Genomic DNA, 13,750 nt, shown 5'->3' with positions numbered 1-13,750 from the left:
TCCGCACTGCAGACGCGGGAAAGGCCCCTGGTAGCTCTACTGAATCGTTTCTGTGACCATTCCAACCGCACCCGATTCCCCGAGACGGGACTCGCGGCGTTAACCTCTAGGGATAGGACACCCGGCGCCCGCGTCTTCCATGTGGCATGGACGGCCTGGCTGGACCCCGCCGAGAGGGGAAATCGGACCGTCTGGCACTCGCTGCGAGGTTCTCTCAGCGGACGGCAGATGGTCCGGTTCCGGCTCACCCCAGGAGAGTTTGATGACCTCAGCGACCATTCCCGGTCTGAACGGAACTGACGGCACGCCCCCCACGGAGCACAGTGAGCTGCTCGCCTGGGTTCGAGAGGTTGCCGAACTCACTCAGCCCGACCGCGTCGTCTTCGCCGACGGCTCGGACGCCGAATGGGATCGACTGACCGAGCAGCTCGTCGAGGCCGGCACGTTCACGCGACTCAACGACGAGAAGAAGCCGAATTCGTTCGTCGGCAACTCCGACCCGTCGGACGTCGCACGCGTCGAGTCCCGCACCTACATCTGCTCGCGAGAGGAGATCGACGCCGGGCCCACCAACAACTGGATGGACCCGACCGAGATGCGGTCGCTCATGACCGACCTCTACCGCGGCAGCATGCGCGGACGCACCATGTACGTGGTGCCGTTCTGCATGGGTCCCCTCGGTGCCGACGACCCGAAGCTGGGTGTCGAGATCACCGACTCCGAGTACGTCGTCGTGTCGATGCGCATCATGACGCGCATGGGTACCGCCGCGATGGAGAAGCTCGGCACCGACAAGCCGTTCGTGAAGGCGCTGCACTCGGTCGGCGCACCTCTCGAAGAGGGCCAGGCCGACGTCCCGTGGCCGTGCAACGACACCAAGTACATCACCCACTTCCCCGAGGATCGCGAGATCTGGAGCTACGGGTCCGGCTACGGCGGAAATGCGCTGCTCGGTAAGAAGTGCTACTCGCTGCGCATCGCGTCGGCGATGGCCCACGACGAGGGCTGGCTGGCCGAGCACATGCTGATCCTCAAGCTGATCTCCCCGGAGGACAAGCCGTACTACATCGCGGCCGCGTTCCCGAGCGCCTGCGGCAAGACCAACCTCGCGATGATCCAGCCGACCATCCCCGGATGGCGCGCCGAGACCCTCGGCGACGACATCGCCTGGATGCGCTTCGGCGAGGACGGCCGCCTGTACGCCGTCAACCCGGAGTACGGCTTCTTCGGCGTCGCGCCGGGCACGAACTACGGGTCCAACCCGAACGCGATGAAGACGCTCGAGGCCGGCAACTCGCTGTACACGAACGTCGCGCAGACCGACGACGGCGACGTCTGGTGGGAGGGTCTCGAAGGCGACCCGCAGCACCTCACCGACTGGAAGGGCAACGAGTGGACGCCCGAGTCGGGGGAGAAGGCCGCGCACCCCAACTCGCGCTACTGCACCCCGATGTCGCAGTGCCCGATCCTCGCGCCCGAGTGGGACGACCCGCAGGGTGTTCCGATCTCCGCGATCCTGTTCGGTGGACGCCGTAAGACCACGGTTCCGCTGGTCAGCGAGTCCTTCGACTGGCAGCACGGCACGTTCCTCGGTGCGACGCTGTCGTCCGAGCAGACCGCTGCCGCCGAGGGTGCCGTGGGCACCGTCCGCCGCGACCCGATGGCCATGATCCCGTTCATCGGCTACAACGCCGGCGACTACCTGAACCACTGGATCAACCTCGGCAAGCACGCGGATTCCGAGAAGCTGCCGAAGATCTTCTACGTCAACTGGTTCCGTCGCGGCGACGACGGCCGCTTCCTGTGGCCCGGTTTCGGCGAGAACTCCCGCGTGCTGAAGTGGATCGTCGACCGCATCGAGCACAAGGCCGGCGCCGAGTCCACCCCGATCGGATTCGTTCCGACCGCGGCCGATCTGGAGCTCGGTGGCCTGGACGTCGACGCCGACGACGTCGACGAGGCGCTGAAGGTCGACGTGGACGAGTGGAAGCAGGAGCTGCCGCTCATCGAGGAATGGTTCGAGTTCCTCGGTGAGAAGGTTCCCTCCGGCATCCGTGACGAGTTCGAGGCCCTGAAGCAGCGCCTGAGCTAGTCCCTCCCCGGGTGACCGAATGTCACAGTGGTTCAGTCCGACTGAACCACTGTGACATTCGTCGTTTCAGGGGAGGATTCTGCAGTAAACGCATACCATTCGGTTTGTAAAGCCTCGATTCTCGAAGCTCGCACCCGACGAAAGGATTGCAGATGCAGACAGGGACCAGCAGGGGCATGAAACGACTCGCCGGAGGTGCCGCACTCGCTGCCGCTGCCGCCGCCACCGTAGCCATGACCATGCCGGCGACCGCTTCCGCAGCGCCGGAAGTCCAGCCTCCCACCGTGGTGACCGCGGTCGACGGAAACACCCTCGACATCACAGTCACCAACCCCAACGTCCTGAATCTGCTGGACGCCCAATCCTGCGGTGCCGTGGCATTCGACGCCACCAAGCTGCCCGCCGTCCTCGCCGATCCCACCGTCGTCCTCGAACCGGGATTCGTCGCGTGGGCCACCAACCCGATCGAGCGCGTCGTCGCGAACGCCGCAGGCAACGCGGTCAAGACGTTCACCACACCGGAACTTCCCGACGGCGCGTACGCGGTCCTCGGCGAATGCCTGTCGCTGACCACCGTCGCCAACCCCCAGACCACGATGCCGCAGATCATCCTCATCGGCGGCCCGCTGGGCGGGGTCCAGTTCGGCAGCTAGACCGCAGAAACGGCGGCGAGCCGGCGATCTCACACGGTGATCGTCGGCTCGTCCTCTGTCGACAGGGTGAGTATCGCGCGGACCACGTGCGAGCTCCGTTCGAGCCGGGCCTCGAGGTCGCGGAGGGTATGGGCGACACGGGACTCCGCGTAGTCACCGACCAGGTCGACGCTCGCCACCAGGTACGCCTGTCGTGGTCCCAGGTACTCCATGCGCAGAAACGTCACCCGGTCGACCTCGGGCAGCGCCTCGAGCGCCTCGATGCCGGCCTGGCGCAGGGCGGGGGATGCCTCCTCGCCGATCAGGAATCGCCGGTTGCGGTCGATCAGAATTAGCGCGATGACGCCGAGCAGGATCCCGACCAGGATGGAGCCAATTGCGTCGGGGATCGCCGATCCCGTGATCTGGTGCAGCAGAACGCCCAGGAACGCGATGACCAAACCGATGAGCGCCGCGGCGTCCTCCGCGAACACGGCCCGGGTGGTCGGGTCGGACGTGCGGAGTGCGTGGGCCAGGACGTCGCGGTCGATGGCGATGGCCTCGGCGCGCAACTGTCGGTACGCCTGCTGGAAGGAGATGGACTCGAGCACGAACGAGACACCGAGCACGACGTATGCGACGGCGAAGTTCGTAGCCGGCTCGGCGTGCACGAGCTCCTGGATGCCGTGCGTGACGGACACCCCCGCGCCCAGCGCGAACAACCCGAGCGCCGCGAACATCGACCACACGTAGGCCTCGCGCCCGTACCCGAGCGGATGGATGCGGTCCGGCGTGCGCTTGGCCCGCGAATTGGCGATCAGGAGCAGGATCTCGTTGCCCGAGTCGGCCCACGAATGGGCGGCCTCCGCCACCATCGACGCCGAGCCGGTGACCACCGCGGCGACGGTCTTGGCCAGTGCGATCAGAATGTTCGCGCCGAACGCGAGAACGACGGTGAGTGCACTCTCACCGTCGGCGTCGCGGGTGGTGTCCGGGGTCGATGCGGTCACCCGATCACGCTAACGCCTGTGCGCCTTTCTGGTAGCTGCAGCAACCAGAAAGGCGCACGGGCGGCGAAGCCGCCTATCCGCTGTAGCCGGGCGGCATGAGGACGGACTTGGTCTCGCAGAACGCTTCGAGCCCCTCCGGTCCGTTCTCGCGACCGATGCCGGAGGCCTTGTAGCCGCCGAACGGGGAGCCGGGGTCGAACGCGTACCAGTTGATGGCGTAGGTGCCGGTGCGGATCTGCTTCGCTACGGCGAGACCGTGATCGATGTCGGTGGTGTACACCGAGCCGGCGAGTCCGTAGTCGGAGTCGTTGGCGATCTTGATCGCCTCGTCCTCGGAGTCGTAGGGGATCACGGACAGGACGGGTCCGAAGATCTCCTCGCGGGCGATCGTCATCGAGTTGTCGACGTCCGCGAAGATGGTCGGCTCCACGTACCAGCCCTTGTCGAGGCCTTCCGGACGGCCGCCGCCGAGCACCACGCGGGCGCCCTGTTCCTTGCCCTTGGCGATGTAGCCCTCGACGCGGTCGCGTTGCTTCTCGGAGATCAGCGGACCGAGTTGCGCGGCCGGGTCGGACGGATCGCCGACGGTCATGAATCCGGCACCCGCCACGAGGGCGTCCAGCACCTCGTCGTAGCGGGAGCGCGGGGCGAGGATCCGGGTCTGCGCGACGCATGCCTGCCCGGTGTTCATGAGTCCGGACATCACCAGCATCGGCATCGTGGACGCGAGGTCGGCGTCCTCGAGGATGATGGCCGCCGACTTGCCGCCCAGTTCGAGGGAGCAGCGCTTGAGGTTCTGTGCGGCGATCGCCCCGATCTTGCGGCCGACGGGACTGCTGCCGGTGAACGTGATCTTGTCGATGCCGGGATGCGACACCAGGTATTCGCCGGTCTCGGCGCCGCCGGGCAGGACGGAGATGACACCCTCGGGAACCCCCGCCTCCGCGAAGATCTCGGCGAGAAGGTGCGTGGAGAGCGGGGATTCGGGTGCCGGCTTCAGCAGGACGGTGCAGCCCGCGAGCAGCGCCGGGGACAGCTTGTTGACGGCGAGGAACAGTGGCACGTTCCAGGCGAGGACCGCGGCCACCACACCGACGGGCTCCCGCAGCACCTTCGTCTGCCCGAACGCGCCGGTGCGGGTCTGCTCCCACTCGAACTCGTTCGCGAGACCGGCGTAGAAGTTGAGGGTCGCGAGCGACGGCGTCTGCTGCATCATCCCGACCATCGCGGGCGGCTGACCCATCTCGGACGAGATCAGCGCGTTGAGGGCGTCGCCGCGCTCCTCGATGAGTTTCGCCGCCTTCGCGAGGATCTCGCCGCGCTCGGCGGGAGTGGTCTGCGGCCACGGACCTTCGTCGAATGCCCGCCTGGCCGTGGCGACGGCGTCGTCGATGTCGGCCGGCGACGCGACGGGACAGCTGCCGACGCGTTCCTCGGTTGCCGGGGAGAACACTTCGAGCACCTGATCGGTGGCCGGGGCCACCCACTTGCCGCCGATGTAGAGCTTGTCGTAGTCGGTCATGAGTCCATTCCTCGTGTCGTTCCCCCGGTCAGGAGGCGGTGTCGGTGAAACTGTCGAATCCGTACCGTGCGTGTGGGCCGATCGCCGCGACCTCGAACAGCCCTGTCCCCACAACGGTCTCGCCGCCGTCCTCGAGCCGGAAGCGGGTGAGATTGTCGACGGGGCAGAACATCCGGAGTCCCGGTTCGATCTCGGACGCTCGTTTGCGCAGTCCCTGCACCACGAGTTCGCCCTGCCACATGCCGTGACGCCAATCGGCTTCGAGCCCGTACCCCGTGCCGATACCGATGTAGTTGGGAACCAGTAGGTCGCAGGTGACGGTGACGACCTCGCCGGTCGGGCGGTGGAAACTCAGCGACGCCGACGTGACGTCGCGTGTCCCCGGTTCGAACTTCAGCTCGTGTTCGGGTCGGCCCAGCCATTCGGGTTCGCGGTCGGCGTCCGGCCAGATGCGGACGGCTTCCTCGACGATGCGCCTGCCGAGTTCGTCCTCCTGCAGGATTACGGAGACGGAGTAGTCGTCGAACTGCATCACCGAGTAGATCCAGAAGAAGTTCTGGATCCCGTCGACCGCGCGCCGTCCGGGAGGCTCGGACTCGCCGACGGGGCGCACTCCCCACGACCGGTCGCGGTTGCCGCGCCAGGTGTCGGGGGTGACGGGGCGGCTCTGCCCGTCGATCGTGAGTTCGCCTGCCCAGGTGCCGGTCTGGACGAAGCGGCTCGTGTCGAACGTGACGCGCTCGAGTTGCCTGCGGAAGTGGCGGGGCTCCAGCGTCGCGGGGATCGCGCCGTCGAAGGTGAGATCGAAGGAGAGGTCGTAGTCGCCGGGCTCGAGCACCACCCGCAAGCGTTGCAGACCCTCGAGGACCTCGACGCGGAACGGACCGACGGTGCTGACGGCGCGGTCGTGACCCAGCGCCGCCGACCCGCGGACGACGATGTGGTCGTCGCCGCGGCGGAGCACCGCGAACGCGTCCGTCACCCCGAGATTGGGGTACTGACCGAGACCGATGATGAGGAAGAGGTCGGACTCGGCCGAGGGATAGCAGTTGAAGTAGTAGCGGTCGTAGAAGTTGCGGTCGGACGTGGCGACGCGCCGGATGGGTTCGGCCACCTGATGGATGGGGTAGTCGTCCATCGGGGAGAGCGGATTTCCCGCGTAGTCGGCGGTCATCGGATCTTCTCCCAGTACGTGCCGTCGAGCATCGCCTCCAGCGACGCGCGGTGCATGATCATGTCGTCCGGGTCCTCCGGAGCGACGGCCTGTCCGAAGTGGATGGCGCGCTCCTGGATCCGCAGCATGATGGTGGCCTGCCGCAGTGCCGCGTAGGCGGTGTAGTACTCGAGATCGCGGGGCGTGTGGCCCGTCAGCTCCTCGTACAGGGCGGCGAGGTCGTCGAGGCGCAGGAAGTCGGGCATCCCGTCGAGTCCGGCGGCCGCGGCGATGTCCTCGAAGAACCGGTGCAGGTACGTCATCCAGCCCAGGTCGAGTTCGCGGGGCCCGAGTGCGACCATCTCCCAGTCGAGTACGGCCACGGGCCGGAAGTCCTCGAACATCATGTTGCCGATACGGGCGTCGCCCCAGCAGAACACGGCGGGGGAGGGGTCGTCCGGGAGGTTCTCCTCCATCCACGCGAAGCCGCGTTCGATCAGCGGGGACCGGGGACCGGACAGCGTCGTCCATTCGTAGTAGTCGCGTTGCTGCCGGATGTGCGCGGCGAGCGCCTCGGTGACGGTGGGACCGGAGCCGGGCAGTCGCAGGAACGCGAACCGCTCCCACGGTCGGTCGATGTCGTGCAGCTGCGCAAGCACATTCACCGCACTGTGCTGCAGCAGCGCGCGCTGCTCCTCGGTCGCCTCCGTCACCCACGACCCGAAGTTGTAGGGCATCACGTCCGGCGGGACCTGTCCGGAGACGCGGGCCATGACGAAGAACGGGGCGCCCAGCGGACCGGGATCGGATTCGGACCAGTAGACGACCGGGACCGGGACGGCGGAGTGTTCCCGGACCTGCGCCATCACCTGGAACTGTCCGTCGAGGTCGTACTCCGGGAAGACGGGCATCGTCGTGTCGGCAGGCGCGACCCGCGCGACCAGTGGGTGAACCTCTCCGGACCAGGTGGCGTCGAACAGGATGGTCTCGCTCGACATGCCGTTGGCGTCGGGGAGGTGGACGTGCGTGACCTCTGGTGCGGCGTCGGCGGGCAATTGGGCGGCGAGCCAGCGTTGCAGCGCGTCTCGCAGCACCTCCGGATCGCGGCGGGAGTCAGTGGGCCGGGCGACTTCGGACGAGTGATCGGAGTCGTCGGCGGATCGGGCAGTGCTCGTGCTCACGGTCACCTCCTCTCCTGAACGTGGTGTGACCCTGAACACTAGAACACGTTACAGAATTTCGGAACAGGTGAGGAGATCCCGCTGCGTCAGCCCTCGTCGACGGCCAGGACTCCCGCCCCGACGAGGGTTCCGGAGGCGCCGAGTTCCGCCGGGACCACCCGCAGATCCGCGACGAACGACAACCGGGCGTGGCGGGCGGCGGCCCTGCGCATCGGGTCCCACAACGCGGGTCCGGCCTGCGCGAATCCGCCACCGATCACCGCGAGATCGACGTCGAGGAGGGCTGCCGCGGACGCGATGGCCTGCCCCAGTGCGGTCCCCGCGCGGTCGAGGGCGGCCACGGCGACGTCGTTCCCGTCCGCGGCGGCCCTCGCCAATTCGACGCCCGTCGTGCCGCGCCATCCCCGGGAGCGGGCCCAGCGCACGGACGACGGTCCGCTCGCCACCGTCTCCAGACACCCCACCCCGCCGCACGTGCACGGCTCGGTTCCGCCGGGGACCACCAGGTGACCGATGTGACCCGCGTTTCCGGTCCGGCCGGTGGCGATGCGGCCGCCGAGGACCACTCCGCCGCCGATACCGGTGGACACCACGAGGCTCAGCAGGTCGGGGGCACCGCGCCCGGCACCGTGGTGATGCTCGCCGAGAGCGGCGGCGGCACCGTCCATCGCCAGCCTCGCGGGGACGCCGGGAAAAAGTTCCTGCACCAAGCCGACCAGGCCGAATCCGCCCGACCACTCGTCGATGTTGATGGGTGACGCGGTGCCGGCGACCGTGTCGACCGGCCCCGCGCACGCGATGCCGACCGACGTGATCGTCGCCGCTCCCGCAACCTCGCGCAGAAGGGCGGCGCACGCGTCGGCGACGCCGGTCGCCGGCGTCGGGGTGGTCGCCGGATGCGGCACCGTGCCGTCCGCGTCGACGATCCCGGCGGCCATCTTGGTGCCGCCGATGTCGAGAGCCAGCGCGACCACGGTCAGTGCTTCCGCAACACGAGAACGAGGTTGCTCACCAGGAACTCCCGCAGTCCGGGGACGCGCACCATCCACCACGCCCAGCGCGGGTGGTAGCGGGGGAAGGCCGCCACGAAGTCCGCGTCCGGGGCGCGCCGGGCCCACCGAAGTCCGTCGGCCGCACCCACTTTGAACAGGGAGACACCGTAGCGGTTCTTGGGTTCGCGGCCGTTCTTGCGCAGGTAGCGGCGGGCGGCGTACTCGCCGCCCAGTGCATGCCACGGCCCGGTCTCGTGGCCGCCGAACGGGCCCCACCACAACGTGTAGGACAGCACGATCAGGCCGCCGGGTTTCGTCACCCGGACCATCTCGTCCGCCATCGCCCACGGTTCGCTGACGTGCTCGGCGACGTTGGAGGAGAAGCAGATGTCCACCGACGACGTCCGGAACGGCAGCGCCAACCCCGACCCGCGGACCGCGCCGCCCACGGCGAGGCCCGCCGCATGCATCTCGGACGGATCCGGCTCCACCGGGACGTACCGGGCGCCGGCCCGCTGGAACACGTCCGCGAAGTAACCGGGGCCGCCGCCGACGTCCAGGACCGTCGTCCCGGTGAGATCCGAGTCGGTGAGACCGCCGTACAGGTCACCGATCAGTTCGACGGAGTCGCGGGCGAGGGCGCCGTAGAACAGGTCGGGTGCGGTCTGTTCGTGCCGGAAGTCGCTGAGCAGGCCGAACGACCGCTTCAGGGTTGCCCGTCGACCGAATCGCCGGGTCACGGGAGGCGTCGTCACGAGACTGAACCTTAGCGAGTACAGCCGCCGGGGCCGCAATCCGTTCGCGGTGGCTGCAACATCCGGTGGAACGCGACCGATAGGGTGTTCGGGGACTACAGCGCGGACCGTCCCGCCCCGAGACCACATGTACCGCACCGACCACAGGAGTATATGAACGTGCGAGAGGTTCTGCTGCTCTGCTGGCGCGACACCGGTCACCCGCAGGGTGGCGGCAGTGAGCGGTACCTCGAGGAGGTCGGCGCCCAGCTCGCGGCGCGGGGAATCAAGGTCACCCTCCGCACCGCCGGTTACCGCGGCGCCGCCAAGAAGGAGACCGTCGACGGCATCGAGATCAGCCGGGCGGGCGGACGGTACAGCGTCTACCCCCGCGCCCTCGCCGCGATCGCCGCGGGCCGGCTCGGGTTCGGACCGCTGCGAGGCATCCGGCCCGACGCCGTCATCGACACCCAGAACGGCATCCCGTTCTTCTCCCGCGTCGTCGCCGGTGCACCCGTGACGCTGCTCGTGCATCACTGTCATCGCGAGCAGTGGCCCGTGGCGGGCCGGTTGATGGGCAAGATCGGCTGGTGGGTGGAATCACGGTTGTCGCCGCGTACCCACCGGGACGACCAGTACCTCACCGTGTCGCTGCCGTCCGCCGACGAACTCGTCGAACTCGGTGTCGAGCGCGAACGGATCGCGGTGGTACGCAACGGCGCCGACGACATTCCTGTCGGCGTGGACATCGGCGGCGCCGACACCCGTACCGTGCACCCCAGTGTGTGCGTCCTGTCCCGGCTGGTGCCGCACAAGCAGATCGAGGACGCCCTCGAGACCGTCGCGGCGTTGCGTCCCACGATCGCCGATGTGCACCTCGACGTCATCGGTGGCGGCTGGTGGGAACAGAATCTCCGCGACCGCGCGCACGAACTGGGCATCGGCGACGCCGTCACGTTCCACGGGCACGTTGACGAAACCCGTAAACACCAGTTGCTGTCGCAGTCCTGGGTGCACGTGATGCCGTCCCGCAAGGAGGGCTGGGGTCTGGCCGTCATCGAGGCCGCCCAGCACGGGGTCCCGACCGTCGGTTACCGCAGCTCCAAGGGGCTGACGGATTCGATCGTCGACGGCGTGACCGGTGTGCTCGTCGGCAGCGCGGAAGCGGCGACGGCCGACGTCGGCGAACTGACCGCGGCCGTCAACACCCTCCTGCTCGACCCCGAGACGCGCATGGTCCTCGGCGAGAAGGCACGGGTCCGCGCGGGTGAGTTCTCCTGGAAGCACACCGGTAACGGCGTTCACGAGGTGCTGGCGGGCACGGCCGCGGGCCTGCGGACATCAGGGCTGGTGTCGCCGGCGCTGGCGCGTCCGGGCCTCGAGCACGCCCGCGCCGAGTAGACCGCCGGCCAGCAGCAGCGCCCACAGCACGTGGGCCGCGACCACCGTCGCACGCGCCCGGTCGGACGCCTCGTGCCGCGCGACGTCGCCGCCGACGCGGTACAGCTCCAGATGCTCGTCCGAGAACTGTCGCTCCAGACCGGCCAGGGTGGTCGCGGATTCGCCGCGCGGCCCGGGCGTGTCGCGCTCGACCAGGACCCACCGGACGCCCAGCGACGCGAGTTCGGCGGCGGAACCGCCGGTGAGCAGCACCCGTTCCACCTGCTGCGCCCGGGACCCCTCGCCCGTCACCGTGCCACCGGCCACCACCAGCTCGCCCGTCTGCAGCACGTCATCCGGCAGCATCCTCGGGGCGGGGTCCAGAACGGGAGCGGCACCGCTGTAGGAGAACTTGCGGAACATGCCGGTGGGCAGCACGGCGACGTCCCCGCTGTCCGACTCGTGCGCCACCTCGGCGGCCACCTGCTCCCACGACGGCGGATAGTGGACCGGGCGCAGCGCGCCCCCGACGCCCCACGCGAGGTCGGGGAGGGCGAGCAGCACGACCAGGACGGCCGAGACGGACCACGTGCCGGGGCGTCGCAGCACCGCGGCCGCGGCGGCGAGCGCATACAGCGGCGCCGCGAGCGCCACCCACTTCTGCGCGTCCCGGAGCAATCCCGCGCCGGGCACGTTCTGCACCAGCCAGCGGCCGACGTCGAGTCCCCACGCGGTCGCGCCGAGTGCGGGCAGCAGCACTGCCACCAGCGCGAGCGCTGTCAGTGCGGCCACCACGGGATGCCGTCGCCGCCGCCACAGCGCCGGGAGTCCGCACAGGACGACCCCGAGCAGCAGGACCGTTCCGACGAGGGCGAACAGTGTGGTCCGGGTGTCCGGGACGGCGGTCTCGTTCCACACGCCGCCGAGTCCGGCGAGACTGCCCAGCGTCGCCAGCCCCGGCTCGGCGCGCGCCGCGAACGCCGCGACCCCTGCGGGATCGGAGCCGTCCCCGCCGCCGCCGGCCAGTGCCGTGGCCGCCAGCCACGGCGCGCTCGCGATGACGAACAGGCCCAGTGCGCCCGTCACCCGGAGCCACGCGGCCGATCGTCCGCCGAGGAGCGCGAGGACGGCCACCGCCGTCACCGCCGCGAGCAACTCCCCGGTGGGTGTCAGACCGGCCGCGGCGAGGCAGGCCGCGAGGGCGAACCACCCCCGGCGGTGACCCCGTCGAATCGCGACCGCCGCGCACACCGTCCACGGCAGTGCCGCGTACCCGGTCAGCAGGCTCCAGTGGCCCTGCAGCAGCCGCTCGGCGACGTACGGGTTCCACACCGTCACCGTCGCGGCGACGAGCTGCGGTCCGAGCCCCGCCGTCGGCAGGACGGTGCGGACCATCCGGGCGGCGCCCCAGCCCGCCGCCCACAGCGCCAGCAGCAGGATCGCCTTCACCACCAGGCCGCCGTCGACGAAAACGCTCAGCGTCGCGAGCAGAGTGTCCTGCGGCACGGCCCGCGCGGCGGCGTCCGTGAGGCCGAGCGCCGAGTCGGTGAGATACGAGCGGGGAGTGCTGACCGCGTCCCGCAACAGCAGATAGCCCGGACCGAGCAGCGGCCCGAGGATCAGCAGCGCCAGAAGGAGGCTGTAGACCGGCGCGACGAACGATGCTCGGCGCCGGGCGGTCATGGGCCGTCACGATACGTGGTGCATCGACCCGGCTCGCAGGGCACGTAGTGCATCATGGGGCGCATGCCACGCCAGACCCTCACCAGCTCGGCGGTCGCCGGGGTGACGATGGTGACGGCGGGCTCGATGATCGCGAACATCGCGTCCTACCTGCTGCATCTGCCGGCGAGCCGGTGGCTCGGCCCGGCCGGCTACGGGGAGTTCGCGAGCCTGCTCGCGGCCCAACTCGTCCTCGCCGTCCCCGCTCTCGCGCTGCAGACCGTCGTCGCCCGCGAGGTGGTCCGGGGCAAGGGAGCCCACGCGGTCCGCCTGCTGGGGTACCGCTGCGCGGTGATCGTCGCGGTCGCCGCGATGCTGCTCGCCCCCCTCGTGTCGTGGGCCCTCGACACCGGCATGCTCGCCACGTTCTCGGCGCTCATCACGGCGCCCGTCCTGGTCCTGCTCGCCACCGAGCAGGGACTGCTGCAGGGCGCCGCACGGTTCGGTCCGCTCAGTGTCGTCCTCGCGGCGGCCGGTGTCGCGAAGGTCGTGCCCGCGGTCGTGGTTCTGGCCGTCGGCGCCGGGCCGGGCCTCGCCCTCGCCGCGAGTGCGGTCGGCACTGGGCTGGTGGCCTTGTGTGCGCGCCTGTTCGCCGATTCCGCGATCACCGGGGAGTCGAGCACCCGGATCGGCGTCGCGGCCGTGCTGAAGGCGTCGCAGGTGCAATTGGCGCTGATCGCGTTGTCGTCGATGGACCTGGTGATCGCCCGGATCGTGCTCAGCAACGACGACGCCGGCCTGTACGCGCTGGGCGCCGTCGCCACCAAGGCCGCGTTCTGGCTGCCGCAGGCCGTCGGGGTGGTGCTCTATCCGCGGATGGCGAATCCCGCGCACTCCGCCCAAGCGATCCGATCGGCGCTCGCCGTCCTCGTCGGACTCGGAGCGGTCCTCGTCGCTGCCGTCGCGGTGGCCGCACCTCTCGTCCCGCTCCTCGTCGGCGACGCATACCAGCCCGTCCAGTCGCTGCTGTGGCTGTTCGCGCTCCACGGTGCCTGTCTGGCCGTCCTGCAGGGCGCCCTACTGTCCGCCATCGCGGGGGAGCGGACGTACCTCGCCGTGATCGCCTGGATCGGCTTCGCCGTCGAGATGACCGGCATGCTGACCCTCGCGTCCACGATCGGCCAGTTCATCGCCGTCGCCGTGACGGTCGCGTCGAGCACCGCACTGGTCGCCAGCGTCCTCGCCGTGCGCAGCGCGCGGCGCGATGCCCCGCGCCCGATCTGACATCCGGTCGGTCCGACGAGCCGACTGTGACATGGGGCGACACCGCACAGGCCCCCGGGAACGACGAAAGGGACCTCGGTGCACTACCGAGGTCCCCTTCACACCGGA

General features: G+C 69.5%; 11 protein-coding genes. 4 read left to right on the top strand and 7 right to left on the bottom strand.

What is annotated here, in order from left to right; genetic code table 11:
• Positions 1-262: 262 nt before the first annotated feature.
• Together ACNJ7E_RS27965 and ACNJ7E_RS27960 are read left to right on the top strand one after the other, a co-directional pair.
• Complete coding sequence (locus ACNJ7E_RS27965) at positions 263-2,092, top strand: phosphoenolpyruvate carboxykinase (GTP) (protein WP_009478209.1); 1,830 nt, start codon at positions 263-265, stop codon at positions 2,090-2,092.
• A 152-nt stretch (positions 2,093-2,244) separates the two neighbouring features.
• Entirely contained in the window at positions 2,245-2,745 is a 501-nt protein-coding gene (locus ACNJ7E_RS27960; protein ID WP_418341500.1) for a hypothetical protein, read from the top strand.
• Between the two features lie 29 nt (positions 2,746-2,774).
• On the opposite strand, the gene ACNJ7E_RS27955 is transcribed toward ACNJ7E_RS27960, so the two are convergent.
• The 6 genes from ACNJ7E_RS27955 to ACNJ7E_RS27930 form a co-directional block, all read right to left on the bottom strand.
• Positions 2,775-3,734 carry a cation diffusion facilitator family transporter gene (locus ACNJ7E_RS27955; RefSeq protein WP_280780631.1) on the bottom strand — a complete coding sequence of 320 codons (960 nt, stop codon included), beginning with the start codon at positions 3,732-3,734 and terminating at the stop codon, positions 2,775-2,777.
• Positions 3,735-3,807: 73 nt separating this feature from the next.
• Positions 3,808-5,256, bottom strand: a complete 1,449-nt coding sequence (locus ACNJ7E_RS27950) for an aldehyde dehydrogenase (RefSeq protein WP_061042465.1) — start codon at positions 5,254-5,256, stop codon at positions 3,808-3,810.
• A 28-nt stretch (positions 5,257-5,284) separates the two neighbouring features.
• Positions 5,285-6,430, bottom strand: a complete 1,146-nt coding sequence (locus ACNJ7E_RS27945) for an Rv3169 family protein (RefSeq protein ID WP_317569981.1) — start codon at positions 6,428-6,430, stop codon at positions 5,285-5,287.
• A complete protein-coding gene (locus ACNJ7E_RS27940; protein ID WP_280780634.1) occupies positions 6,427-7,596 on the bottom strand; it encodes a phosphotransferase family protein in 1,170 nt (389 codons plus the stop codon). The genes ACNJ7E_RS27945 and ACNJ7E_RS27940 overlap by 4 nt, the downstream gene beginning before the upstream one ends.
• Before the next feature lie 80 nt (positions 7,597-7,676).
• Positions 7,677-8,564, bottom strand: a complete 888-nt coding sequence (locus tag ACNJ7E_RS27935; RefSeq protein WP_418341499.1) for an ROK family protein — start codon at positions 8,562-8,564, stop codon at positions 7,677-7,679.
• Positions 8,565-8,566: 2 nt separating this feature from the next.
• Positions 8,567-9,322: a class I SAM-dependent methyltransferase gene (locus ACNJ7E_RS27930; protein ID WP_418341513.1), complete on the bottom strand. Its 756-nt coding sequence runs from the start codon at positions 9,320-9,322 to the stop codon at positions 8,567-8,569.
• 174 nt (positions 9,323-9,496) lie between these two features.
• Between ACNJ7E_RS27930 and ACNJ7E_RS27925 the strand changes: the two genes are divergently transcribed.
• Positions 9,497-10,717, top strand: a complete 1,221-nt coding sequence (locus ACNJ7E_RS27925) for a glycosyltransferase family 4 protein (RefSeq protein WP_280780861.1) — start codon at positions 9,497-9,499, stop codon at positions 10,715-10,717.
• Here the strand turns inward: ACNJ7E_RS27925 and ACNJ7E_RS27920 are convergent.
• The gene (locus ACNJ7E_RS27920) at positions 10,658-12,379 is read right to left on the bottom strand and encodes an MmpA family trehalose lipid delivery protein (RefSeq protein WP_418341498.1); all 1,722 of its coding nucleotides are present in this window, start codon (positions 12,377-12,379) and stop codon (positions 10,658-10,660) included. The genes ACNJ7E_RS27925 and ACNJ7E_RS27920 overlap by 60 nt on opposite strands.
• A 63-nt stretch (positions 12,380-12,442) precedes the next feature.
• Here ACNJ7E_RS27920 and ACNJ7E_RS27915 point away from each other — a divergent pair, with 63 nt between their 5' ends.
• Complete coding sequence (locus ACNJ7E_RS27915) at positions 12,443-13,642, top strand: polysaccharide biosynthesis protein (protein ID WP_418341497.1); 1,200 nt, start codon at positions 12,443-12,445, stop codon at positions 13,640-13,642.
• Positions 13,643-13,750 lie beyond the last annotated feature (108 nt).

This window comes from Rhodococcus mengyinensis (assembly GCF_048381435.1).
GTDB classification, from domain to species: Bacteria; Actinomycetota; Actinomycetes; order Mycobacteriales; family Mycobacteriaceae; genus Rhodococcus_F; species Rhodococcus_F opacus_D.
This window is presented reverse-complemented; position numbering and strand designations above follow the sequence as displayed.

What these genes read in the sequence shown, in the direction of transcription:
- ACNJ7E_RS27965 (WP_009478209.1), top strand. Translation starts at nt 263, where the DNA reads ATGACCTCAGCGACCATTCCCGGTCTGAACGGAACTGACGGCACGCCC.
- ACNJ7E_RS27960 (WP_418341500.1), top strand. Translation starts at nt 2,245, where the DNA reads ATGCAGACAGGGACCAGCAGGGGCATGAAACGACTCGCCGGAGGTGCC.
- ACNJ7E_RS27950 (WP_061042465.1), bottom strand. Translation starts at nt 5,256, where the DNA reads ATGACCGACTACGACAAGCTCTACATCGGCGGCAAGTGGGTGGCCCCG.
- ACNJ7E_RS27945 (WP_317569981.1), bottom strand. Translation starts at nt 6,430, where the DNA reads ATGACCGCCGACTACGCGGGAAATCCGCTCTCCCCGATGGACGACTAC.
- ACNJ7E_RS27920 (WP_418341498.1), bottom strand. Translation starts at nt 12,379, where the DNA reads ATGACCGCCCGGCGCCGAGCATCGTTCGTCGCGCCGGTCTACAGCCTC.
- ACNJ7E_RS27915 (WP_418341497.1), top strand. Translation starts at nt 12,443, where the DNA reads ATGCCACGCCAGACCCTCACCAGCTCGGCGGTCGCCGGGGTGACGATG.